This window comes from Acinetobacter terrestris (assembly GCF_004331155.1).
Lineage (GTDB): Bacteria > Pseudomonadota > Gammaproteobacteria > Pseudomonadales > Moraxellaceae > Acinetobacter > Acinetobacter terrestris.
In genome coordinates this window covers 1-22919 of sequence record NZ_SJNZ01000002.1, presented here as the reverse complement: position 1 = coordinate 22919, position 22919 = coordinate 1, and the positions used below count along the sequence as shown (strand labels likewise).

The 22919-nt window shown below is 41.5% G+C and carries 21 protein-coding genes; 8 read left to right on the top strand and 13 right to left on the bottom strand.

What is annotated here, in order from left to right; genetic code table 11:
* Positions 1-228 precede the first annotated feature (228 nt).
* The gene (rpmI, locus tag E0H81_RS01360) at positions 229-423 is read left to right on the top strand and encodes a 50S ribosomal protein L35 (protein WP_067721945.1); all 195 of its coding nucleotides are present in this window, start codon (positions 229-231) and stop codon (positions 421-423) included.
* Between the two features lie 11 nt (positions 424-434).
* Positions 435-794, top strand: coding sequence for a 50S ribosomal protein L20 (gene rplT, locus E0H81_RS01355; RefSeq protein ID WP_067721943.1), 360 nt, complete (start codon positions 435-437; stop codon positions 792-794).
* Positions 795-931: 137 nt separating this feature from the next.
* On the opposite strand, the gene E0H81_RS01350 is transcribed toward rplT, so the two are convergent.
* From E0H81_RS01350 to lgt, 3 genes are all read right to left on the bottom strand, one after another.
* The gene (locus E0H81_RS01350; protein ID WP_131315919.1) at positions 932-1312 is read right to left on the bottom strand and encodes a hypothetical protein; all 381 of its coding nucleotides are present in this window, start codon (positions 1310-1312) and stop codon (positions 932-934) included.
* Positions 1312-1698 (bottom strand): hypothetical protein, encoded by a 387-nt coding sequence (locus E0H81_RS01345; protein WP_131315917.1) that lies wholly within the window; start codon positions 1696-1698, stop codon positions 1312-1314. Before E0H81_RS01345 ends, E0H81_RS01350 begins: the two co-directional genes overlap by 1 nt.
* Positions 1699-1780: 82 nt before the next feature.
* On the bottom strand, positions 1781-2593 hold the full coding sequence (gene lgt / locus E0H81_RS01340) for a prolipoprotein diacylglyceryl transferase (protein ID WP_131315915.1): 813 nt from the start codon (positions 2591-2593) through the stop codon (positions 1781-1783).
* A gap of 93 nt (positions 2594-2686) precedes the next feature.
* Here lgt and E0H81_RS01335 point away from each other — a divergent pair, with 93 nt between their 5' ends.
* Together E0H81_RS01335 and E0H81_RS01330 are read left to right on the top strand one after the other, a co-directional pair.
* Positions 2687-3469, top strand: a complete 783-nt coding sequence (locus E0H81_RS01335) for an NRDE family protein (protein ID WP_131315913.1) — start codon at positions 2687-2689, stop codon at positions 3467-3469.
* Between the two features lie 181 nt (positions 3470-3650).
* On the top strand, positions 3651-4532 hold the full coding sequence (locus tag E0H81_RS01330) for an AEC family transporter (RefSeq protein WP_131315911.1): 882 nt from the start codon (positions 3651-3653) through the stop codon (positions 4530-4532).
* A gap of 121 nt (positions 4533-4653) precedes the next feature.
* Here E0H81_RS01330 and rdgB read toward each other — a convergent pair whose 3' ends face one another.
* The 10 genes from rdgB to E0H81_RS01280 form a co-directional block, all read right to left on the bottom strand.
* On the bottom strand, positions 4654-5280 hold the full coding sequence (rdgB, locus tag E0H81_RS01325; RefSeq protein ID WP_131315909.1) for an RdgB/HAM1 family non-canonical purine NTP pyrophosphatase: 627 nt from the start codon (positions 5278-5280) through the stop codon (positions 4654-4656).
* A gap of 106 nt (positions 5281-5386) precedes the next feature.
* Positions 5387-5974: a tetratricopeptide repeat protein gene (locus tag E0H81_RS01320; RefSeq protein ID WP_131315907.1), complete on the bottom strand. Its 588-nt coding sequence runs from the start codon at positions 5972-5974 to the stop codon at positions 5387-5389.
* The gene (gene metW / locus E0H81_RS01315; RefSeq protein WP_067866482.1) at positions 5971-6564 is read right to left on the bottom strand and encodes a methionine biosynthesis protein MetW; all 594 of its coding nucleotides are present in this window, start codon (positions 6562-6564) and stop codon (positions 5971-5973) included. Before metW ends, E0H81_RS01320 begins: the two co-directional genes overlap by 4 nt.
* A complete protein-coding gene (metX, locus tag E0H81_RS01310) occupies positions 6564-7724 on the bottom strand; it encodes a homoserine O-succinyltransferase MetX (RefSeq protein WP_131315905.1) in 1161 nt (386 codons plus the stop codon). Before metX ends, metW begins: the two co-directional genes overlap by 1 nt.
* Positions 7725-7825: 101 nt before the next feature.
* Positions 7826-9523 carry a 2-isopropylmalate synthase gene (leuA, locus tag E0H81_RS01305; RefSeq protein WP_131315903.1) on the bottom strand — a complete coding sequence of 566 codons (1698 nt, stop codon included), beginning with the start codon at positions 9521-9523 and terminating at the stop codon, positions 7826-7828.
* Between the two features lie 257 nt (positions 9524-9780).
* The gene (locus tag E0H81_RS01300) at positions 9781-10893 is read right to left on the bottom strand and encodes an alpha-hydroxy acid oxidase (RefSeq protein ID WP_131315901.1); all 1113 of its coding nucleotides are present in this window, start codon (positions 10891-10893) and stop codon (positions 9781-9783) included.
* A complete protein-coding gene (locus E0H81_RS01295) occupies positions 10890-11573 on the bottom strand; it encodes a Fe2+-dependent dioxygenase (RefSeq protein WP_131315899.1) in 684 nt (227 codons plus the stop codon). Before E0H81_RS01295 ends, E0H81_RS01300 begins: the two co-directional genes overlap by 4 nt.
* Positions 11574-11681: 108 nt before the next feature.
* Positions 11682-13901: a catecholate siderophore receptor Fiu gene (locus E0H81_RS01290; protein WP_131315897.1), complete on the bottom strand. Its 2220-nt coding sequence runs from the start codon at positions 13899-13901 to the stop codon at positions 11682-11684.
* A 367-nt stretch (positions 13902-14268) separates the two neighbouring features.
* Positions 14269-14952 carry a Fe2+-dependent dioxygenase gene (locus E0H81_RS01285; RefSeq protein ID WP_131315895.1) on the bottom strand — a complete coding sequence of 228 codons (684 nt, stop codon included), beginning with the start codon at positions 14950-14952 and terminating at the stop codon, positions 14269-14271.
* A gap of 105 nt (positions 14953-15057) precedes the next feature.
* Complete coding sequence (locus E0H81_RS01280) at positions 15058-17337, bottom strand: TonB-dependent receptor (protein WP_131315893.1); 2280 nt, start codon at positions 17335-17337, stop codon at positions 15058-15060.
* A 980-nt stretch (positions 17338-18317) separates the two neighbouring features.
* Between E0H81_RS01280 and tig the strand changes: the two genes are divergently transcribed.
* The 4 genes from tig to E0H81_RS01260 all read left to right on the top strand — a co-directional run bounded on the left by tig (position 18318) and on the right by E0H81_RS01260 (position 22708).
* Entirely contained in the window at positions 18318-19652 is a 1335-nt protein-coding gene (tig, locus tag E0H81_RS01275; protein ID WP_067866496.1) for a trigger factor, read from the top strand.
* Positions 19653-19844: 192 nt separating this feature from the next.
* Positions 19845-20450 carry an ATP-dependent Clp endopeptidase proteolytic subunit ClpP gene (gene clpP / locus E0H81_RS01270; protein WP_131315891.1) on the top strand — a complete coding sequence of 202 codons (606 nt, stop codon included), beginning with the start codon at positions 19845-19847 and terminating at the stop codon, positions 20448-20450.
* A 27-nt stretch (positions 20451-20477) separates the two neighbouring features.
* Entirely contained in the window at positions 20478-21788 is a 1311-nt protein-coding gene (clpX, locus tag E0H81_RS01265; protein ID WP_131315888.1) for an ATP-dependent protease ATP-binding subunit ClpX, read from the top strand.
* A gap of 206 nt (positions 21789-21994) precedes the next feature.
* Positions 21995-22708: a DUF2846 domain-containing protein gene (locus tag E0H81_RS01260; protein ID WP_131315886.1), complete on the top strand. Its 714-nt coding sequence runs from the start codon at positions 21995-21997 to the stop codon at positions 22706-22708.
* Positions 22709-22919 lie beyond the last annotated feature (211 nt).

The window sequence follows — 22919 nt, the reverse complement described above, 5'->3', positions numbered from 1 at the left end:
ATATTCTTATGTCGTGATAATTATAATGCTGAATAGTTGAATTATTAATAAAAAGATCCTGCATTTAATAGGGGAAATAAAACTAAGAGAAGTAGACGATTGGTCGAGTATTTTGGGCATATCTGCTTTCGTTTTAAGCAAAGATGCTTTAGAATACTGGCTCCCTTACCTGCAGGTCGTTTTTGCAATGGTGCAGACGTTCCGAACAGGTGTTCAAAAGAGGTTGTTATGCCTAAGATGAAAACTCGCCGTGGTGCTGCTAAACGCTTTAAAGCGACAGCTAACGGTATCAAGCGTAAACAAGCGTTCAAACGCCACATTTTGACTAAGAAATCTGCTAAGCGTATTCGTCAATTGCGCGGCTGTGTAATGGTTCACGTAAGTGACGTTGCTTCAGTTCGCCGTATGTGCCCATACCTTTAGGAGATTTATAAATGGCTCGTGTAAAACGTGGTGTCCAGGCTCATCGCCGTCATAAAAGAATTCTTGCTCGTGCTAAAGGTTACTACGGCGCTCGTTCACGCGTATATCGCGTAGCGTTCCAAGCAGTAATTAAAGCAGGTCAATATGCTTACCGCGACCGTCGTCAAAAGAAACGTCAATTCCGCGCTTTGTGGATTGCACGTATCAATGCTGGTGCGCGTCTTAATGGTTTATCGTACAGCCGTATGATCGCTGGCTTGAAAAAAGCTCAAGTGATTATCGACCGTCGTGTACTTGCAGACATCGCTATGCATGATGCAGTTGCATTTGCTGCTATCGCTCAAAAAGCGAAAGACGCATTAGCTGCTTAATCGTCTTCGGATGATTGAAAAAAAGACCGCTTTTAGCGGTCTTTTTTATTTTTCAGAAATAGAAAATTGATCAATGATAAAATTCATCAATCTTGATAATGATGCATGAATTGCAGCTGAATCACAAAGATGCCTGGTCATCTCTGTTCATTTTTATCAAAGCTACGGTTTGGAAACATTGACAAGATAAACAAACCGATTGCAGCAAATCCAATCACTTGCATGGCGAGAATGATTTTATGCTGGGCCGGTAAAGCTGAAATTAAAGTGATGAACGCCATAAGCGGCATCACCAGAATGAGAATAACAAAACCTTTTTTATAGGGATTATCTGCTGCAATTTTTAAGCTTAATGCTCTTAAGCCATGGATGCCCATGCCGATCACAATGCTAATTCCTGTAAATATAGGTGAAAGCTGTTGCACTGTGGAGCACAGATAAATCATCACACAGGTAGCAATACAGACCATCAGCTTGATTTGAAGGCTACATTGATCTGAATACCAAAATTCCAGCATTATTTTTTCTCGTCTGAAACATTGTTTTTATTTAGCAAAGACAAAGGTGAAAACAGGCAGATGGCTAAAGCCGTAAAGCCAATGCCTTGTGCCCCCGGAATTAAAATTTCACCCTCTTTCATCTGCATAAAAATAAGGGCCAGTAACAAGGCAATCGGAATCCAGGTCAGCAGGCGATATAACAGTCCGGTTGGGTTTTTTGCGGCAAAATGAATTTTGCAATAACGACAAATCAGGAAAATGATCCCTGTTCCCAGGAACATCAGAATTGCATCAGGTTTTAGCGGATCCATCCAGTAAAGCACGCCTGTTGCAATCGCAATGACAGCAAAGATCATGAGTTTACCGAGCATAGACACTTTAGGATTAAACCAAAATTCGAGCATATTCTTCTGATAGATAGACGGAGACTGACTGCACTTTAGCAAAAACAAAGCTAAAAAAGCGAGGCTTTTGCCTCGCTAAAAATTAAGTATTTTTCTGTGGACCCCAATCATAAATTTTCTTTTGGTAGGCATACCACATCATCCATAGCCCGATCAAAATCATCGGTACAGTCAGGAATTGACCTTTGCTCATCCAGCCAATAAACAGCTGTCCATTGTCGGGTTCGCGGAAGAATTCCACCACAAAACGTGCAATACCGTAACCGATCAGGAACAAGGCTGAAACGGCCATACGTGGACGTGATTTTGAACTGAACCACCACAACACAATAAACAGGATTAAGCCTTCAGCCAATGCTTGATAAAGCTGTGAGGGGTGACGCACCAATTGCAGCGGATCGGTCGGGAAAACCATGCCCAAGGCAAAGTTTGGATCGGTGACTTGGCGACCATAGAGTTCGCCCCCAATAAAGTTGCCAATACGGCCGAACATCAAGCCCGTCGGTACGCAGGGTGCAATAAAGTCGAGTGTTTGGAACCAGGTTTTCTGATATTTTCTGCACCAGAACAGCATGGCAATCATCACGCCCAGGAAGCCACCATGGAAGCTCATACCACCTGTCCAGACCTGGAATAGCCAGAGCGGATTGGCAAGGAATTGCTCAAAGCCATAAAAGAACACGTAGCCAAGACGACCACCGACCACGACACCTAAAGCCCCATAGAAAATCAGGTCAGAGACCATGTCGGGTGTCCAGCCATCCCGGTGTTTGGTACGATAAGTGGCAAGTCCCCAGGCAAATAAAAATGCCAGTAAATACATCAGTCCATACCAATGGACTTGTAACGGTCCCAGCGATACGGCAACTGGGTCAATATTTGGATAGGTCAGCATTCCTGTTCCTTGTGATTCTGTTTTGCACAGATTTTAGCTGAATGTGATGAAAAATGTTGTACATTCAATGTGTAAAGATAAAGAGCATAGATTATGTGTATTGTCGCTTTAGCTTGGCAAGTCTTGGAAGATACGCCTTTATGTCTTATTTCAAACCGGGATGAGTTTTATCAGCGCCCGACAACCGGTTTAAAAGCTTGGGAAAATAGCCCGATTATTGCCGGACAAGACCTGCAATCGGGTGGAACATGGATGGGCGTAACAAAATCCGGCAGATGGGCAGTCGTGACCAACTTCCGGGATGCGACCGATAAAAAAACCTATCCGACTTCACGCGGTCATCTGATTCAAGCCTTTTTAGAATCTGATTTAACCCCGATCCGCTTTGCTCAAGCATTAGAAAAACGCCAATGTGATTATGCTGGTTTTAATTTATTGTTCGGCGATCAAGATCAGGCGGTTTATATGAGCAATCGCGGTGAAGCACCCCAGGTTTTAGCCAAAGGCGTGTATGTGGTATCCAATGGTTTGATGACTGAACATTGGGAGAAGACCAAACATTTGCGTAAACGCTTTACCCAAGAATTCTTGCCGATGTTGCAGCATGCAGATACACCAGAAGCGGATCTTGAAGTTATGGTGTGGGATATTCTAGAAGATGAACGAAAGATCCTTCCTGGACATCTCCCACAAACCGGTATTAGTGCAGAGATGGAAGAATTACTTTCATCGACTTTCATTCAAAGTCCCGTGTATGGCACACGCTGTTCTAATTTTTTAAGAATGAAAAATCAAACATGGTTGTGGCAGGAAAAATCGCAACAGGGCCAAACTCAAGGGGATGTTATTCACATTAATTTGCCTTTAAGCTACTAAATAAGCCACTAAAAAATGCGGGTAACAAGCCAGTTTTTTAAATCTAAGCAGGATGATTTTTTATATTGAGATTGAAGCAGAATATAAACGTCGTTGTTCTTCAGTTTAGATGCAACAAGCCATTTGCCCGATAGAATTATGTTAGGATTTAAGCCATTCTGCTTTTATCAAACTACATCTTATGGCATTGATTCTTCCTTTAATTTCATTCTTGATTGGATATTGGGGAGTCCATGTTTTAACACCGATACGACAGCTATTGGCTTCGCTACTGGCACGATTGCTTATTCCAGCGATCATTGTCTACAATATGGTGTTTTACCAAGAGGGCAGTTTGTGGCTGATTGGTTTTAGCTTTATCAGTTCGGTATTCTTCTTTTGTATTTTTTATTATTTTAAAAAAGATAAATTACGTGCGCTGTGCTTAAGCTATCTAAATGGGGCTTGGTTGGGTTTTCCCTTTGCCTTGGCATTATTTGGCCCGAAAGCCAGCAGCACAATTGTCGCTTTATATATTGGCGGTTCCTTGTTTGGCAATATTTGTGCAGTGATGGCAGTCAGTCAAAGCAAGCAAGATCCAAAATTTATTATTAAAAATGTCCTGCTTTCTCCTCCTGTTCTTGCCTTAAGTCTAGCCGCTATTCTGTCGATCTGGGATTTTACCGCTTATGAGTCGCATCCATGGGTACAGAGGTTGTATCAAACCAATAAGATCTTGGTGACCTTTACCGGGATGTGCATTCTGGGCATGTGGCTCAGTAAAATTCGTATTGGTTTGAGTGATCTAAAACAGAGTTTATTACTGATCAGTAGCCGGATGTTTTTAGCTGTCTTTGTGTGTTTGGCAGCTTATTATGTTTTGCCGATACCGCATCAGTGGCTGACTTATGCGGTCATGTTTATGTTCTTTGCCTTGCCACCAGCAGCCAATATTGTGGCTTTAGAAACCTATTACCAGGGCACAGGACATTCAGCGAAATATATTGCATCAGGGACAATTGCCAGTGCAATCTTGATTGGGATTTATGGGGTGGTGTTGCACGTTTTAGTGCCGGGTTTATAAAGATAAGAAAAGTTCTCTCTCCCTCTGGGAGATGAGCAACACTGTTGCGCAAGGGTGAGGGGAGCTCAATATAAAATCCCTCCCAACCTCCCTTTGAAAAAGGGAGGTGCTGGAAAAGGTTTTACTTCTCCAAACTCGCCTTAAACAGTTGCATCGCCTGACCACGGTGACTGATTTTATTTTTCTCTGCTTTAGAAAGTTCTGCACTGGAAATCCCAAGTTCAGGCAACCAGAACAATGGGTCATAACCAAAACCATTTTCACCACGTGCTGCTTCCAAGACTTCTCCTTTCCAGATACCTTGGAAAATTTGTGGAAGCGGATCTTCTGCATGTTGTACCAAAGCAAGTACACAGACAAACATCCCTTCAATCACTTCGCCGTCTTTACGTAGCGGTTTTAAGTCCGCTAACAGTTTTTCATTATTGGCAGCATCATCCCCATGCTCACCTGCATAACGTGCTGAGTAAATACCCGGTGCACCGCCTAAAATTGGTACACAAATTCCGGAATCATCGGCAATGGCCGGTTTGCCAGAAATTTTAGCCGCATGACGGGCTTTAATAATGGCATTTTCAACAAAGCTCAGCCCATCTTCTACCGCATCTTCAATGTTGAGCTTGCCCTGAGCAACCACTTCGACAGGCAGCTTGAGTTCTGCAAACATTTTCTCAAATTCTGCAATTTTACCTTTGTTGTTGCTTGCAAGAACGAGAGTTCCTTGAGATAACCAGTCTTGAGACGCCATGATTTCAATCTTAATGTGAAAATAATTGTGTGTATTTTAGCAAACTTATCTAGATAATTTAGCCAATAAAAAAGCACCCGAAGGTGCTTTCTAGAGTCAGGCAAAATTATTGCGCTTGAATCCATTTATCGGCACGGTCACGTGCCATACGGATTTGCTCTTGAGTTAAGTTGGCAGCCAATGCTGTCTTCTTACCTTCAGATAATGAAATCACTTTATTGTCGAGCATGCCATCACGGGTAGAAAGTTCATACCACTGATATGCACCCACGTAATTTTTCTTTTGCTCTTCCATCATCGCAAGATTAAAGCTGGCACGGTTGTCACCATGACTCGCAGCTTTTTCAAAGTATTTACGCGCCGAAGCTTCGTCTTTTTTGGTGCCCATACCATCAGCCAGCATACGACCGACATTCAACTGGGCAGCAGTCAGACCTTGGTCCGCAGCGGCTTTGTACCAGGCAAAAGCTTGCTGTACATCTTTTTGAATATCTTTGCCGAGTTGATATTTGGTCGCCAAATAAAACTGTGCAGCGGCCTGGCCAGATTTTGCTGACTTAATCAGGCTATTAATATCCATGACAGAATATTGTGCAGCCTGACTGGAAATAGACGGTGCTGGTGCAACATAATCCGCATGCGCTTGAATGCTAAAAAAACCAACCAGTAGTGTGCTTAATAATATTTTTTTCATAATGCGCTCACTCGATAAATAGCGACTTCACCAAACAGATTCGGGACATGTTTACTGAGTAAACTACCTTGTTGATCCCCATTCACGGCGAGTCGATTAATAATCCGGATATCATTTTCAGCACAAAGTGCTTCAAAATCACGGAAAGTACATAAGTGGATATTAGGCGTGTTATACCACATATACGGTAAAGCATTTGAAACAGGCATCATTCCTTTTAAAGCCAAGAAAGAACGCGTCTTCCAATGCGCAAAGTTAGGAAAGGTAATAATCGCTTGTTTCCCCACACGCACCATATCACGCAATAATACGTCTGGTGCATCTACTGCCTGCAAAGCCTGTGCCATAACGACATAGTCAAATGACTGGTCTGCAAAGCGGCTTAAACCGAGGTTCAAGTCTTGTTGGATAATATTTAAACCTCGACTGACCGCAATTGCAATCTTTTCCTGATCAATTTCCAGTCCATAGGCACGAATATTGTGCTTTTTGCCCATATGAGCCAGCAGTTCACCATCACCACAGCCTAAATCGAGTACGCTTGAATCGGGTTTAATCCATGTTTCTGCCAATTGATGGTCGATACGCATTACACAGTCTCCTGAGGTGTTGCTGCAAGGTGTTCTGCGCCACCTAAAAATGCACGTAATGATTTCACATAAAGCGGAATAGGGAACAGGAACGAGTCATGGCCTTGTTCTGCATCAATATCGACATAGCTGACAGGTTTATGATTGGTGATCAGCGCATCCACAATTTCTTGTGAACGCTTCGGGGTAAAACGCCAATCCGTAGTGAATGAAACTACCAGAAAACGGCATTGGGTATTCGCCATCGCCTTGGTTAAAGACAATTCATATTCACGTGCAGGATCAAAATAATCCAGTGCTTTGGTCATAATCAGATAAGTATTGGCATCAAAGTTACGGCTGAATTGCTCACCTTGATAGCGCAAATAGCTTTCGACCTGAAATTCCACGTCAAAACCGTACATAAACTTGCCGGACTTCAGGTCACGACCAAATTTCTGTTTCATGGCTTCTTCAGACAGGTAAGTAATATGACCGACCATACGGGCTAGAATCAGACCGCGTTTTGGATAGCTGTCATTTTCCAGATAACGGCCATTATGGAAATCTGGATCTGACAAAATTGACTGACGCGCCACTTCATTGAAGGCAATATTTTGTGCCGACAGTTTGGGTGCACTGGCAATAATCACGCAATTTTTTAAACGATCAGGATAATCGACCGACCATTGCAAAGCCTGCATGCCACCAAGCGAACCGCCAATAATTGAGTACCAGACATCAATGCCTAAACGGTCAGACAGCATGGCTTGGGTTTTGACCCAGTCGCGAACGGTAACTAAAGGGAAATCTGGCCCATAAGGACGGTTGTCATTTTCAGGATTCGGCGAGATCGGACCGGTAGAGCCACTACAGCCACCAATATTGTTGAGGGCAACAACAAAGAATTTAGAGGTATCAATCGCTTTACCCGGGCCAATACAGGCATCCCACCAACCGGGCTTTTTATCATCTTCATGATGATAGCCGGCGGCATGATGATGCCCAGACAACGCATGGCAAATCAGAATTGCATTCGATTTATCGGCATTAAGCGTACCGTAGGTTTCAATCATGATTTCGAAACGTGGGAGAATGCGGCCACATTCAAGCTCTAACGGCTCTTCGAATGAAAACTTTTGTGGGGTAACGAGACCCACTGAGTCAGCTGGAAAAGACACAGGAATAATTCGCCTTAAATCTTTAGGATGTATAAACAAAAGGATACCACTTGAGGGTATCCTTCTAAAGTCATTTTAGTGCTAAATATTATTGCTAATACCTATACGGCAGCCGCAATCACCTGTTCTGTACTTAATACACCTTGCTCGATCATGCGGTTGGTGCAGGCAATAATCGCTTCGATTGAGGCAGTCACAATATTATCGTGAATACCTGCGCCAAATGCAGATTTACCGGTACCTTTCACTTGAAGTTCAATTAAAGCCAAGGCTTTGGCATGCGCACCCGAGCTAATGCTACGTTCTTCATAGTTCAACACATCAATTGGCAATTGCAAAGCATTCAAGATGGCAGAAATAGGACCGTTACCTTCGCCACGCAAGTGCTGCTTTTCACCGTTCACTTCGATATCCAACTCAATCACCTGATTGCCATTGTCATCAAACAAGCGGTAGTTTTTCGCAGAGTAATGTGCATCTTTGATTGCAACATAATTCTGTTTGAACAAAGCCCAGATATCTTGTGCTGAAACTTCTTTAGCCTGTTCATCTGTCACTTGCTGAACCGCTTGCGAGAATTCAATTTGTAAACGACGCGGCAATACCACGTTGTAGTTTGATTCTAACAAGTAGGCGATACCACCTTTACCAGACTGTGAATTGACGCGAATCACCGCATCATAGTCACGACCTAAATCTTTAGGGTCGATTGGCAAGTATGGCATATCCCACATTTCTTGGTTCTTCTGGAACTCGAAACCTTTCTTGATCGCATCTTGATGCGAACCCGAGAATGCGGTGAAGACCAAGTCGCCAGCATACGGATGACGCGGGTGAACAGGCAAACCAGTACATTCTTCAACGGTCGCAATAATTTCATTAATATTGGAGAAGTCCAAGTTTGGTGCAACACCCTGGGTGTACATGTTCAAGGCAATCGCTGCAACGTCGACGTTACCGGTACGTTCGCCATTCCCAAATACACAACCTTCGACACGGTCAGCACCGGCCATAATCGCCAATTCGGAAGCTGCAATACCACAGCCACGGTCATTGTGACAGTGCACAGAAATGATCACGCCGTCACGACGTTGAATGTTGCGGTGCATCCATTCAATTTGGTCGGCATACACATGTGGGCCTGAAACTTCAACCGTTGCAGGCAAGTTCAAGATTACTTTGTTGGCCGGTGATGCTTCCCAGATTTCAGTGACTGCATCACAAACGTCTTTTGCGACTTCTAATTCAGTTGCAGTAAAACATTCAGGACTGTACTGGAATACAAATTCAGTTTCAGGCTGTTTTGCTGCATATTCTTTCACTTTCTGTGCAGCATTAATCGCCAACTGTTTTGCGCCGGCAACATCAACATTCAACACTTTTTCACGGAAAGTCGGGGAGTTGGAGTTATAGATATGCACAATCGCACGTTTCGCGCCTTGTAAAGACTCAAACGTACGTTGGATCAAATGATCACGTGCCTGAACCAAAACTTCGATGTAAACGTCATCCGGAATATGATTTTCTTCAATCAATTTACGGGTGAAATCAAAGTCAATTTGCGATGCAGAAGGGAAACCGATTTCAATATGTTTAAAGCCGATTTTCACCAACATCTGGAACATTTTGAATTTCTGTTCCATATCCATCGGTTCGAAAATGGCTTGGTTACCGTCACGAAGGTCAGTGCTCATCCAAATAGGCGCTTGATTGATTTCATTATTTGGCCATTGACGGTCTGGCAAGTCGACACGTTGATACATGCGACGATATTTTTTACTTGGATCAGCCAACATCATGAGGTAACTCCTTGTGTAGCAGGCATTGCTTAAGTCGTGGATAACGGCAACGTACTACGAATATAGATTGTGTCTATTCTATCAATTTACAAGTAATGCTTAGGATACTTTAGTCGAAAGTCGTAAAATATTGATAAATTATTACGACTTAGCTTTATTGCAGCACTTGCAAATCTATAACTAAATATTAATCCATTTATTCCGAAAATAATTTTCTATTTTTGCGTTTACAACAACTTTATAGAAAATATTTTCCTTTAATTTGGCTGTTTATGAAAAATATAGTCGGAAGTGATCTCGTTTAATGTCGCAGTTCCTGCTAAAGCCATTGTAATCTCAAATTCTTCCTTCAAGATTTTAATCACATGGGCAACGCCTAAAGCACCGGCAACCGCTAAACCATGAATATAAGGTCGACCAATACAGACCGCTGAAGCACCTAAGGCAATGGCTTTAAAAATATCGGTGCCACGACGAATTCCACCATCGACAATTAAAGGGAAATCCTGAGGCACAACTGCTTTAATCCGCTGCAGGGCAGTGAGTGGCGAAATGCAGCTGTCTAAAACCCGCCCACCATGATTGGAAATAATCAGTCCTTGCACACCAGATTGAACTGCACGTTCTGCATCTTTGGGATGAACCACACCTTTTAAAATAACCGGCAAAGACGTGTTGGCAATCATCCATTCAATATCCTGCCATTTCGGCGCAATCTGCATTAAGCCATTAAAGACAGGATGTTGATCTTCACCAATTTCAGGCAGGGGAATATGTGCCGGGGTATGTGGATGTTGCATGCCTTGCGGTAACTGAAAAAATACCCGTCGTTCACGATCGCGAATGCCGCTATGCGGTGAATCTACCGTAATCACCAGCGCCTTGAATTTTTGCTGTTCAGCCAGTTTAACCAGTGCCAGCGATTTTTCACGATCGCCTTGCCAGTAAAGCTGAAACCATTTGTACTGATTTTCAGCTTTGAGGCTACGCATATCGGTATTGCTAAAGGTGCTTAAAATAAGGTTGCTGTGTAGTACTTCAGCCGCTAAGGCAGTCGCCATTTCACCGTCAGCATGGAACAGTTGCTGATGACCAATCGGGGCCAAAAAAATTGGATGAGGAAAAGTCTGCCCCAAAATTTCACATTCTGTATTGCCTTGAGTCAGGTCGTTTAAATGTCTGGGAATCAGCTGAATTTTTTTAAATTGATCCAGGTTTTCTTGAACGCTGACTTCATCCATCGCACCGCCTTGTAAGTAGTGCCAGGTATTTTTCGGAAGGTGCTTTTCAGCCTGTTGTTCATAATCGGCAAGGGTTTGTAAATGTGCTGGAATTTGGCTGAAGGGCTCAAGGGGGATAGCTGGTTTCATAGATCGCCCCATTGGCGCAATAAATTATGATAATGACTGGTTAAACTGATGATTTCTTCGGAATCACCCACTTGTAGCCGTAGTTTCATAATGGTCATATCTAAGTTAAATAGCATACTGCGTTGCCAGTCATCTTTGACCATGCTTTGTAACCAGGTAAATGCTGCAATTCTTTTACCGTGCGTTACTGGTTCAACCCGATGCAAGCTTGTAGCTGGGTAGAGAATGGCATCGCCAGCATCCAGCTTCACTTCATGGCTGCCATAATTATCTTCAATAATCAGTTCACCCCCTGCATATTCATCAGGTTCAGACAAAAACAGCGTGATTGAAACATCGGTACGAATCGCATGTCCGGTTGCATCTGAATATTGCACTGCGCTATCGACATGATTGCCATAATGGCCATCCTCTTGATAGCAGTTAAATAAAGGAGAGAGGATATGTTTGGGGAGGGCAGCCGATTTTAGCTGAGCATTTCGTTGTAAGGCCTGCAGTATTTTCGGGGAAAGGGACTGATAAATAATGCTGTTCACATCAATTTGCAGATTATCTTTAATTTTTTGAGCCTGAAAGCCGGCGCTTTGCTGACCATGAACCCAGGCATGACTCGCATCCAGTTGCTGACGTAATTCAGCAACCTGCTGTTTGGTTAAAATTTCAGGAATATGTAACATCATCAGCTTTATGCATCCCTTGAATTGTTGAGGCCCAAAAATAAAATAATGTAGTGCATTAGCTTTAATACACTACATTTATACTCAATCTGCTAAGACTTGGCGAATTGCTTAAAACTTATAGTTAAAGGTTAAGGCTGCAGAACGCGGTTGCCCCAATATCACACGACCACCCCCATTGTTCAAGGTGCTGATGAATTCTTTATCTGCCAGGTTATAGACATTCAAGTTTACAGAGGTATTTTTATTCAGGGTATAACCTGCCATGGCATCAAATACCACATAGCCTGGAATGCTTGGCATATTTGCCGCTGTAGTGCTGTCCGTAATCACACGTTTTTGATCATCGACATAACGTGCACCTAAGCCCAGTTTAAAGCCTGCAACATCATAAGTAGACCATAAACTTGCAGTCCATTCCGGTGACCAGCGTTCAGCCAAGGTTGTTGCTGTTTCCGTCTGTTGATTCAGCTGTTTCACTTTCATATGCGCGACACCTGCTGAAATATTCCACACATCGGTGATTTGTCCCACAGCACTGAGTTCTACACCATCAACGCGCTTTTTACCTTCTTGTACCGAGAGCTGGGTAATGGGATCAATCGTAAACTGGTTTTCGTTTTCAGTACGGTAAGCTGCAGCATTCAACGCCAATTTGCCCTCTAAAAGATCCCATTTTGTGCCAATTTCATAATGATGGGTTTCTTGAGCTTCGGCTGCCGAGCTGTTTGCACCTGTTTCGGACAAGGTGAAATTCGCGCTTCCCGGAGGCGTCAGTGATTTTGCATAAGATGCATAGACACTGCTAAATGGGGTTGGCTTAAATAAACCACCGAGTTTCCAGCTGACCAACGTGTCATGTGCAGCAAAACTGGATGCGACTAAGGCATTTTCATTACGGGGAATAGCCAGTCCATCATATTCAGTATCATAATAATCGACACGCACACCCCCATTCAGCTGGAAGCGTTCACCAAACTTCAGGGTGTCAAACAAATAAGCGGCAGCTGTATCTGTTTCACCGTTGCTGTAGCCACCGTTATAAACTAAGCCGGGTAATACTTGATTCCGATCAGGATTGTATAAATTTGCCCAAGGTGTTGCTACAGCCGTTTGGCCCGGCATTTGAGTCGCTAAAGTTTTTGTATGTTGTTGTTCTTTTAAAAATTCTAAACCCGCAACGACATCATGTTCAATGGCTCTGGTTTTTAGATTTAAATTTAAAGTCGTCTGGTTAGCGAGAATTTTATTTTCCTGATCCACCCCTTGGCGAGAGCGGCTCACTGTCCAGTCGTTAGGATTGGTTGAACTGTTGGTACTGAGTGTATTAATCCCGGTTAATACACGTTGCATATGGGTTTTGCCTAAACGAATAATATTGGTCAGTTTGACGTTTTCAGCCAGATCACTCTCAATCTTTGCCGTAAACATATCGGCATCGACATCTTCATGATCATCCACATGACCATAATAATTTTCACGGTTGACTTTAGGCGCTGAACTTAAAGCAGAATCGGCATTGTAAAAGCCTTTCATCCCTACAGTCGGAATTCCGCCATCTGGAATATTACGTTGACGAACATGTTGCGAATAGAGATGCAGACGTGTATCGGTATCTAAGCCGAAGGAAATGGAAGGAGCAATGGCCCAACTATTATTTTCAAGATAGTCCCGACCTTCAACCCCGCCGTCTTGTCCCATCGCATTTAAGCGAAAAGCGGTACTATTATTAATCACCTGATTAATGTCGGCAGTCAGACGTGCATGCTCAGCAGTATTGTAGGTAGCCGAAAATTCACGGCTATTTTCAGTCTGAGGAAGTTTGCTGGCCAGGTTAATATAACCCGATGCCGACCCGCGTCCTGCTTCTGCACCAGAAGGGCCTTTGACTACTTCAATCTGTTCCAGATTAAATACATCCCGAGTAACAGCACCCAGATCACGAATACCATCGACATAGGTCGAAGTTTGAGTGGAAAATCCACGCATCTGGAAAGCATCACCGGCACTGGTATTGCCATTTTCACCCAGTTGTAGGGTAATTCCCGGGGTATTTCTTAAGGCTTCAACCAGGGAGGTTGCACCTTGTTCTTTTAATAATTCTTTTTTAATGACTGAAACTGTTTGCGGGGTATCGACCAGAGGTTGAGTATATTTAGGCGAACTCACCTTATCGGCTTTGTATTTATTTTCTGCATCTGATTTCACTGTAATGGTTGGAAGCTGAGTGACATCTTGTGTGTTCGCTGCATGAGCCATGAGCGGGAGAGAGGCCGCTAAAGCAACCAGTTGAGCATTTCGATTGTGTTTGCGGCTTTTAATCTGTGCCATTGTAGCTAATCCCTAATATCGTATATGACAAAATTCCATTACTGCCTTGCAACTTTTAAAGTCGGCAAAATAGCAGCAAAAGCGGAGATATTGTTATGGCCTGTAACAATTGATGCGAATTCTAATGATAATTATTATCATTAACAATAGTAACAAGTATTTAATGATGATGAAATTGGATGGAAATATGACTTAATTCGCGCTTATTTATTAGATAAAGCAATCATGCTTAAAGGGAAAAACGATGTCAAAGAAGTTAAATTCGACTAAAAGATAAAATAATTAAGAATTCAAATACTTGCAAGTTACTGGTTAGGCTGCCTGATATTAAGTTCCAGCAGCCTTTTTTATTTTGGCGTTATAAAGCTTAAAGTTCAGCCCATTTACGCATTAAATTATGATAAAGATTGGTCAGCTTGATCACTTCAGCATGCTGGTCCCCCAGCTGCATACGCAGGTTCTGAATGCTCTGATCAAGATTAAATAACATATGACGTTCTGCTTCATCACGAATCATGCTTTGCACCCAAAAGAAGGATGCCATACGGCAACCGGAGGTCACAGGCGTAACTTCATGCAAGCTTGTGGAAGGGTAGAGAATCATGTCGCCTGCCGGAAGTTTAACTTCATGGTAGCCATATGTGTCTTCGATGACTAAATCACCACCTTCATATTCTTCTGGTTCGCTTAAAAAAACTGTACAGGACAAATCGGTTCTTAAACGCTCATTGGTTCCTCGGATTCGACGAATTGAATTATCGACATGAAAACCAAAGGCTTCATTGCGTTCATAACGGTTAAACAGGGGAGGAATGATGTCTAAAGGAATGGCGGCAGACAGGAATAATGGATGTTGTCCGAGTGATTCTAAAATAATCGTACTTAAATGATGGGTCAGCGGAAGATCTTCTGGAAGCTGTTGGTTCTGTTTGACCGTAGCTGAAAGTGTACCCGCAGTGACTTTACCATTGACCCATTCAATTTTATTCATTTCTTCGCGGAAATATTGAACTTGTTCTTTAGTCAGGACGTTAGGAATATGATGAATCACGGCAATACACCTTTGGAAGAATGAATTTTGTATAGCTATAAAAATAGCCTCATTATGAGGCTATTTAAAATCAAATCCATAATTAATTTATGGTTTTAATTGAGCTTAGTATTTGAAGTTTAGAGACAATACAGCGCTACGGCCTTCTGCTTCAGTTGCATAATGTGATGCATAAGCTTTCGTGAAGTAGCGTTCGTCAGACAAGTTGTTGACGTTCAATTGCAGATCAACATTTTTGTTTACGTTGTAACGTGCCATGGCATCGTAACGCACGTAACCTGGAACATACTTGGTATTGGCTAAGTCACCGTAGACTTTATCCATTGCGGTTGCACCCGCACCAAGTTGAAGTTGTGGAAGAACTTGATATGTTGTCCAAAGTGTAGCGCTGTTTTTAGGAACGTTAGGCATTTGGTTACCGTTAAATACAGTTTGGTCAGTACAGGTTGTACCGCGACAGCTTACGCCATTCTTAGTCGCTTCACTATCTAGATAGGTATAGCCTGCAGAGATATCCCACTTGTCAGTAATTTTACCGTTCAAGCCAAGCTCGATACCGTCAACTTTACTTTCACCAATGTTGCTATAAGTGGTAGGAGTCAACTGAATACGAGCATTCTGCTTTTCAGTACGGAAAATTGCGGCAGTTAAATTCAAGCGATCTTGTAAAAGATCCCATTTAGTACCAATTTCAAAAGTTTGGCTTTCTTCAGGATCTAAGTTGCTATATGCCGCACCTACCCCTTCGGAACCGTCACCAGCATCTACACCAACAGGGTTTGCAGATGTTGCATAGCTTGCATAGATTGAACCATGCTCTACAGGTTTAAAAGTAAGACCTGCTTGATAAGTAAAGAAGTCAGTATCACTTTCAGCTGTGTCTTTCTCGCCAACTAGTTTTGTTGGGGGGGTAGTGGATGATCCTAAAACAGCACTATTGCGTGCACCATAAGTCATGGTTTGTTCAGTATCAAACTTGTCCCAACGAACGCCCAAGTCTAAAATCCATTGTGGATTGAATTCAATGCTGTCTAAGAAATAAACAGAAGTGGATTTGGTTTGTGTATTGTATTGGTCTGCACCTTCTGTACTGATACTTCCTGTCCATGGCCCCCGATTAGGATTTTGAACAGAAGTACACCAACCCGAAGTAATATTGGCAGGCGTACAGGCATTATTTGCACTACCTGTAGCGTTAAGGCCATCAATAATGTATTGGGTACGGTCAGTTTCCTGATCTGAATATTCAGCGCCCAAGTTAAAGCTATGCTCAAGAGCACCAGTATTGAACTTGCCGGTTAATGCCAGCTGGTCGGTAAAGGTATCTGTATCAGCGACACGAGAGTTTACACGTGCCCACACATTATCATTTTTATAAATGTTCCCTTGAGAATCATCTGGGTTGGTCCATAGATAATCGTTTTTAGAATTGCTATACACAGCAGTATTGCTAATGGTTAAATTGTCGGTTAAATCATGTTCTAACTTGATTGTACCAATCTGATTTTCCTGTTTTTGGAAATCACGGTCTTTCCAGCCGTAGTAAATGCCTTGTTTAGCATTTAATGGTTTACCAGTAGCAGTATTGTCTGCAGAATTCCAATATGGAACACCTGAATCTGGAGTATCGTCAGATTTTAAGTAGTAATAGCTTAAAGTTGCACGAGTAGGGGTGTCTAAACCAAAAGTAATACTTGGCGCAATACCGGCACGTGCATATTCAGCACCATCGGCTTGACCCGCTTTTTCATTTTTGTGGCCCAATACCGCAACACGGGCTGCAATGCCATTACCAAAATCTTTGTTGCCATCTAAAGTAATACGTTGGTAATTGTCTGTACCTGCGCCAACAGAACCTTCTAGGAAGTCACCTTGCTTCGCAACTTTAGAAATCATGTTGATGCTACCGCCAGTGGTACCCGCACCACCCATTGCAGATGCAGAACCTTTAGTAACTTCCACTTGTTCTACAGCAAACATTTCACGGTTTTGTGAAGTTGCGCTACGCACACCATCCACATACATCGAACTTTCAGAGTTATAACCACGAATAAATGGACGATCGCCATTTGGGTTACCACCTTCACCCGCGCCTAAAGTAATACCAGGCACAGTACGCAAAGCATCGCTTAAAGTTGTCACTTGAGTATCTGCAATCAGCTGTTTAGAAATCACAGAAACTGATTTAGGCGTATCGAGCAGTGGAGCAACAAACTTGGAATTCGCAGATTTATCGACTTTAAGTGTTTGTTCTGTTTCTGCTTGAGTACGAATAGTATCAAGTTGGGTCACTTGATCTTGTGCAATTGCATTACCCGCCATGACTGAAAGTGATGACACAATCGCAGAAGATACGATTTTTTTGCGTGTTTTAATGAAGGCCATTTCTAACTCAAAAAGTGTACTGGGAAAAGGTATGAGAATAATAATGATTCTTATTTTTTATAACTATTAAGTTGGATTGGAGTTTGCGATCATTATCGTATTTATAATTCCAAGAAAGAATAATAAAATACGATAAATTTTTATCAAGCATATGATTTTAAATATATATCTATAAAATCTCTTGATTCGTTCTTTATGATTGTGAATTTTAATCATACTGATATTTAGCATTTTTTAAGCAATTTATGATATCGAACAGTTAATTTAATGTTAAATCATGTTTATTCGATTTCATCGCTTACATTTATTTGGAATAGCTCGAGTTAAAGCCACCGCATAAGCTGGTTACAATTATCTTGAATTATAAATTCATGCCAAAACAAAAAAGTAATTTTAATTCCAGATGTTCAGCCTCATTTTTAAAATCTCTGTCTGGACTTTATAATTTCATACAAATAATCTGCAACGTTTAATGGATCTTTTCACTCGATGGGAGAGGGATACCCAACTTATTCTAGATCTTTTGTGATGAAAGAGATGTCTTGTAATGAAATTACACACAGATCATCCGTTTTTGTTTTGGATGATGAATGTGATGAAGAGAAGTTGGAACGATGGCATTGGTGAGTTATATATTTTTCCAAGTCATTAAAAACTGATGTGCAGTGATTGGAATTGTTAAAAGTTGATGCAGGTTTTTTATTGGTCAATATAAGCAATGATCCAACACTACTTTAAGATGCATGAATTAAATCAGCAAAGAACTCAAACTTGGAAAAATTTACGCTTTTAGCTAAAATATATACGAAATGAGCGTCTTTGGCAGATAAAATGTTAGGAAATTGAAATAAAAACGGATTTTTATCGGAAGAAAGCTTAAAATTTAATGGTTAAATCATCCTGTTTTGTATATCTTCCAATGTTGTCATATAATATGGCACTTTCAAAATTGCAATTACTATTTCTATATCGAGGAAGCCATGCAAGTAACTTCTGAAGCGGTTTCGGGCGTTGCCCGTCGTTTAAATGTATCTGTACCGACGAGCCGTGTGAACGAGCAATTTGAAGCTCGTTTAAAACGCACTGCTAAAACTGTGAAGATCAACGGCTTCCGTCCAGGTAAAGTGCCTTTGAATGTTGTACGTCGTGAATATGGCGCGGGTATTTATCAAGAAGTTGTGAACGATGTAATTCGTGACACAGTATTCGAAGCAATTCAGCAAGAAAAAATCAATGCTGTTGGCATGCCAAACATTGATAAAGTTGAAAATAAAGAAGATGCTCTTGTTTATGAAGCAACTGTAGAAGTTTATCCAGAAGTTGAAGTGAAAGCTTTTGACGCTTTGGAAGTTGAACGTAAAACAACTGAAGTTAACGACAAAGACGTTGACCAGATGATTGAAAATCTTCAGAAACAACGTCAAGGTTGGGCTGAAACCAAAGGCATGGCTAAAAAAGACATGCAAGTAACTTTCGATTTCGAAGGTACTGTTGATGGTGAAAAGTTTGAAGGTGGTACTGCTGAAGACTTTAAACTTGTTTTAGGTTCTGGTCGCATGATTCCTGGCTTCGAAGACGGTATCGTTGGAATGAAGAAAGGCGAAGAGAAAGTGATTGATGTTACTTTCCCTGAAGACTACCAAGCTGAAAACCTTGCTGGTAAAGCTGCACAGTTCAAAATTACTGTGAAACTGGTTGAAAAACCAAAACTTCCAGAAATTGATGCTGAATTCTTGAAAACCTTTGGTTTAACTGAAGAAGAAGGCGTTGAAAAATTAAAAGCTGACGTTCGCAAAAACATGGATCGTGAAGTGAAGAACGGTCTTCGTAATCAAGTTAAAGCTGCGACTTTTGACGCGCTTGTAGCTGCAAACGAAGTTGAAGTTCCTGAATCTATGTTGGCTCAAGAAATTGACCGTCAACGTCAACAAATGATTCAACAATTCACTCAACAGTTTGGTGCTCAAGGTGCGCAAGCATTTGACAGCAGCATGCTTCCAGATGACTTGTTCAAAGAACAAGCTCAAAAAGCAGTTAAATTGGGTGTGTTGGTGAGCAAAGTTTTAGCTGATGCTAAAATCGAAGTTGATCCTGCTCGCGTTGAAGCTTATATCGACGACATGGCTTCTTCTTACGAAGACCCGACTGAAGTGATTGAATACTTCAAAAATGACAAACAGCAACGTGCTCAAATCGAAGCGGTTGTATTAGAAGATCAAATTGTTGATCACATTTTAGCGTCTGCTAAAGTGACTGATACAGCGGTAAGCTACGAAGAATTGTTGAAAGAGCAACAAGCTCGTCAACAAGGCTAAGTTTAGCTGATCGAAAAAAGGCGCATCATGCGCCTTTTTTTATGCATTGGCTTATACTGAGCGTGGCTTGTATTAATAATGCTTATGCAAAAAATATCTGTTATTTAATTGGGAATATTTTGCAATTTCGACAATTATCCCTCATATTGTGACTATGAGTTGAGTAACAAAAAATTTAGGAATAAATAACGTATGTATGTTCCAACAATTAATAACGCTTTAGTACCAATGGTTGTAGAACAATCGTCTCGTGGTGAGCGTTCTTTTGATATTTTTTCACGTCTTTTACGTGAGCGTGTCATCTTTATGAGCGGTGAAGTTGAAGACAACATGGCCAACTTAATTGTTGCGCAGATGTTGTTTTTAGAAGCAGAGAACCCAGATAAAGATATACACCTCTATATTAACTCACCAGGTGGTTCTGTAACTGCAGGTATGGCAATTTATGACACCATGCAGTTTATTAAACCGGATGTGGTGACTTATTGTATGGGTCAAGCGGCATCTATGGGTGCGTTCTTGTTGAATGCCGGTGCAAAAGGCAAACGTTATTGCTTGGAAAATGCCCGTGTCATGATTCACCAGCCACTCGGTGGTTTCCGTGGCCAGGCATCGGATATTGAAATTCACGCCCGTGAAATTCTATTCATCAAAGAACGTTTAAACCGTTTAATGGCAGAGCATAGTGGTCAAGACTATGAAACTGTTGCAAGAGATACTGACCGTGACAACTTTATGACAGCTCAGGCTGCGAAAGAATACGGTCTCGTGGATGAAGTGTTAAGTAAACGTCCATAATTTTCAGATTTTAATATTGGAGTGAATATGTCCGAACATCCTCAAGGACAAAAGCATTGTTCATTTTGCGGTAAAACGCAGTCTGAAGTCGGGAAACTGATTGCAGGTGAGGACGCTTACATCTGTAATGAGTGTGTGGACGTATGCCTAGATTTAGTCCAGACCAGTCAGCAAGTCGAATCTGGTGATTGGGCAACTAAACCTTTGCCAAAACCACATGAAATTCGTGCTGCGCTTGATCAATATGTCATTGGTCAAGATGTCGCGAAAAAAACGCTTTCAGTTGCGGTTTATAACCATTACAAACGTTTAAAAGTCACCAACTCAGGCCATAAACCTGATGATGCTGTAGAACTTTCGAAAAGTAATATTTTGCTGGTTGGACCAACAGGTTCAGGTAAAACCTTACTTGCTCAAACTTTAGCGCGTCTTTTAGATGTTCCATTTGCTATGGCAGATGCAACGACATTAACCGAAGCCGGTTATGTCGGTGAAGACGTTGAAAACATCGTACAGAAACTTCTTCAAAAAGCGGATTACGATGTAGAAAAAGCGCAAAAGGGTATTATCTATATCGATGAAATCGACAAGATTACCCGCAAGTCTGAAAACCCATCCATTACCCGTGATGTATCGGGGGAAGGTGTTCAGCAAGCATTATTGAAAATGATCGAAGGTACAGTTGCTTCAATTCCACCACAAGGTGGTCGTAAGCATCCGCAACAAGAGTTCATTCAAATTGATACCTCGAATATCTTGTTCATTTGTGGCGGTGCATTCTCGGGTCTTGAGAAAATCGTACAACAACGTCAAGAAAAAGGCGGTATTGGTTTCACTGCAGACGTGAAGAAAAAAGACGAAACTAAAAAATTGTCTGATTTGTTCCGTCAAGTAGAAGCGAATGACTTGGTGAAATTTGGTTTAATTCCAGAATTCATTGGTCGTTTACCGGTTATTGCAACTTTGGAAGAGTTGGATGAAGAAGCACTGATGCAGATTCTGACTGAACCTAAAAATGCCTTAATACGCCAATACCAATATTTATTCGGTATGGAAAATGTTGACCTTGTATTTGAAGATTCTGCATTGCGTGCTGTTGCTAAAAAAGCATTAGAACGCAATACAGGTGCACGTGGTCTGCGTTCAATCCTGGAAAATTCTTTACTTGAAACCATGTATGATTTACCAAGCCGTACCGATGTGGGTACTGTGATTGTAAATGATGCGGTGATTAGTGGTGAAGGAAAGCCAGAGTTAAAGGCAGAGCGTCAACCTAAAGCAGAGACTGAAGCTGCGCTTAAAGTAGATTTGAAAGTTGTAAATTCTAAATCTGCTTAATTCGCTATTCGTCTGAAACGTGCGGAAAACTGGTGTTTTCGCACGTTTTTTATTTCCAAAAATAAAACTGAATGTTAATCTTAATCACTAGGCGTGGACGTCTAAATAAAATTAACGAAGTAAAATTAATATCGCGATTAATAATAGCGAAAAATTAAGTGTTTAATTGAGTACAAAAAATAAAAAATACGCGGTGAGGGAAAATCATGCGTGGAGTCTGTATTGCGGTCTGTGCAAGTATTATTTTGATGGGTTGTCATGGCAAATCTGCTGTTGAACATGCTCAAGTAACATCAACCTTAAAACCTGTTGATTTTAACAGTGAACCTGGCTTTATTGAGCAGCACCGTCTGGGTATGTTTACCATTGGAGCTTGGGTCAACCAAAAATTAGGACAGCGCTTTCAGCCTGTACAAGCACAAAATGATCAAGCTGCCATTGTGTATATGTACCGACCTGACAGCAAATGGAACCGTCAAGAAATTGTGGCATCCAGTCTTTTTATTAATAGTGAGCGTATTCCGAGTTTATTGAATAATCATTATTACTGGATGGAATTGCCCGCAGGAACGTATCGTTTATCGAGCAGTCGTCCTTTGGGTACACAGCATTTTCAAAAGCCTAAATATTTAGATTTTACCTTAGAAGCAGGGCAGTCTTATTTCATTAAATATGATGAAGAAAATTTAAGTACCCGTCGTGAAGTTTCGGGACCCTTGATGATCGTGCCTGAAAAAGCAGGCTTAAACGAAATCGCATTTACCCAGTTAAAGTCGGAAAGTCTTAACTTTGTGGCCCAAGATCAAAATACAGGTAAAGTGCGTAAAAAAGCTCAAAAGTTGAAACCTGCGAAATATGATCCTGAGGAAGATGTACAACTGACTACGCCATTTAAGCCGTGGGATCCAAGAACGTGGTAAATCTACATTTCAGGATTTGAAATGCAAGACTCATTGTGGGTTGAGCAAGAAATGTTTTTTATAGAAATAAAAAAGCACCCCAAAGGGCACTGCTGTCCCACAATTTTTACAAGAGGAAGCTCATTTAAGCTTCTCTTGTTTGATGGGGACTTTATCGGGTGAAAATAACGCTTTTAAGGTTTTTATTTCAAATAAATTCACTTGAATTATT

What these genes read in the sequence shown, in the direction of transcription:
- E0H81_RS01280 (WP_131315893.1), bottom strand. Translation starts at nt 17,337, where the DNA reads ATGGCCTTCATTAAAACACGCAAAAAAATCGTATCTTCTGCGATTGTG.
- E0H81_RS01290 (WP_131315897.1), bottom strand. Translation starts at nt 13,901, where the DNA reads ATGGCACAGATTAAAAGCCGCAAACACAATCGAAATGCTCAACTGGTT.
- leuA (WP_131315903.1), bottom strand. Translation starts at nt 9,523, where the DNA reads ATGATGTTGGCTGATCCAAGTAAAAAATATCGTCGCATGTATCAACGT.
- E0H81_RS01295 (WP_131315899.1), bottom strand. Translation starts at nt 11,573, where the DNA reads ATGATGTTACATATTCCTGAAATTTTAACCAAACAGCAGGTTGCTGAA.
- clpP (WP_131315891.1), top strand. Translation starts at nt 19,845, where the DNA reads ATGTATGTTCCAACAATTAATAACGCTTTAGTACCAATGGTTGTAGAA.
- clpX (WP_131315888.1), top strand. Translation starts at nt 20,478, where the DNA reads ATGTCCGAACATCCTCAAGGACAAAAGCATTGTTCATTTTGCGGTAAA.
- E0H81_RS01300 (WP_131315901.1), bottom strand. Translation starts at nt 10,893, where the DNA reads ATGAAACCAGCTATCCCCCTTGAGCCCTTCAGCCAAATTCCAGCACAT.
- lgt (WP_131315915.1), bottom strand. Translation starts at nt 2,593, where the DNA reads ATGCTGACCTATCCAAATATTGACCCAGTTGCCGTATCGCTGGGACCG.
- E0H81_RS01330 (WP_131315911.1), top strand. Translation starts at nt 3,651, where the DNA reads ATGGCATTGATTCTTCCTTTAATTTCATTCTTGATTGGATATTGGGGA.
- E0H81_RS01350 (WP_131315919.1), bottom strand. Translation starts at nt 1,312, where the DNA reads ATGCTGGAATTTTGGTATTCAGATCAATGTAGCCTTCAAATCAAGCTG.
- E0H81_RS01320 (WP_131315907.1), bottom strand. Translation starts at nt 5,974, where the DNA reads ATGAAAAAAATATTATTAAGCACACTACTGGTTGGTTTTTTTAGCATT.
- rplT (WP_067721943.1), top strand. Translation starts at nt 435, where the DNA reads ATGGCTCGTGTAAAACGTGGTGTCCAGGCTCATCGCCGTCATAAAAGA.
- rdgB (WP_131315909.1), bottom strand. Translation starts at nt 5,280, where the DNA reads ATGGCGTCTCAAGACTGGTTATCTCAAGGAACTCTCGTTCTTGCAAGC.
- E0H81_RS01335 (WP_131315913.1), top strand. Translation starts at nt 2,687, where the DNA reads ATGTGTATTGTCGCTTTAGCTTGGCAAGTCTTGGAAGATACGCCTTTA.
- metW (WP_067866482.1), bottom strand. Translation starts at nt 6,564, where the DNA reads ATGCGTATCGACCATCAATTGGCAGAAACATGGATTAAACCCGATTCA.
- tig (WP_067866496.1), top strand. Translation starts at nt 18,318, where the DNA reads ATGCAAGTAACTTCTGAAGCGGTTTCGGGCGTTGCCCGTCGTTTAAAT.
- E0H81_RS01345 (WP_131315917.1), bottom strand. Translation starts at nt 1,698, where the DNA reads ATGCTCGAATTTTGGTTTAATCCTAAAGTGTCTATGCTCGGTAAACTC.
- rpmI (WP_067721945.1), top strand. Translation starts at nt 229, where the DNA reads ATGCCTAAGATGAAAACTCGCCGTGGTGCTGCTAAACGCTTTAAAGCG.
- E0H81_RS01260 (WP_131315886.1), top strand. Translation starts at nt 21,995, where the DNA reads ATGCGTGGAGTCTGTATTGCGGTCTGTGCAAGTATTATTTTGATGGGT.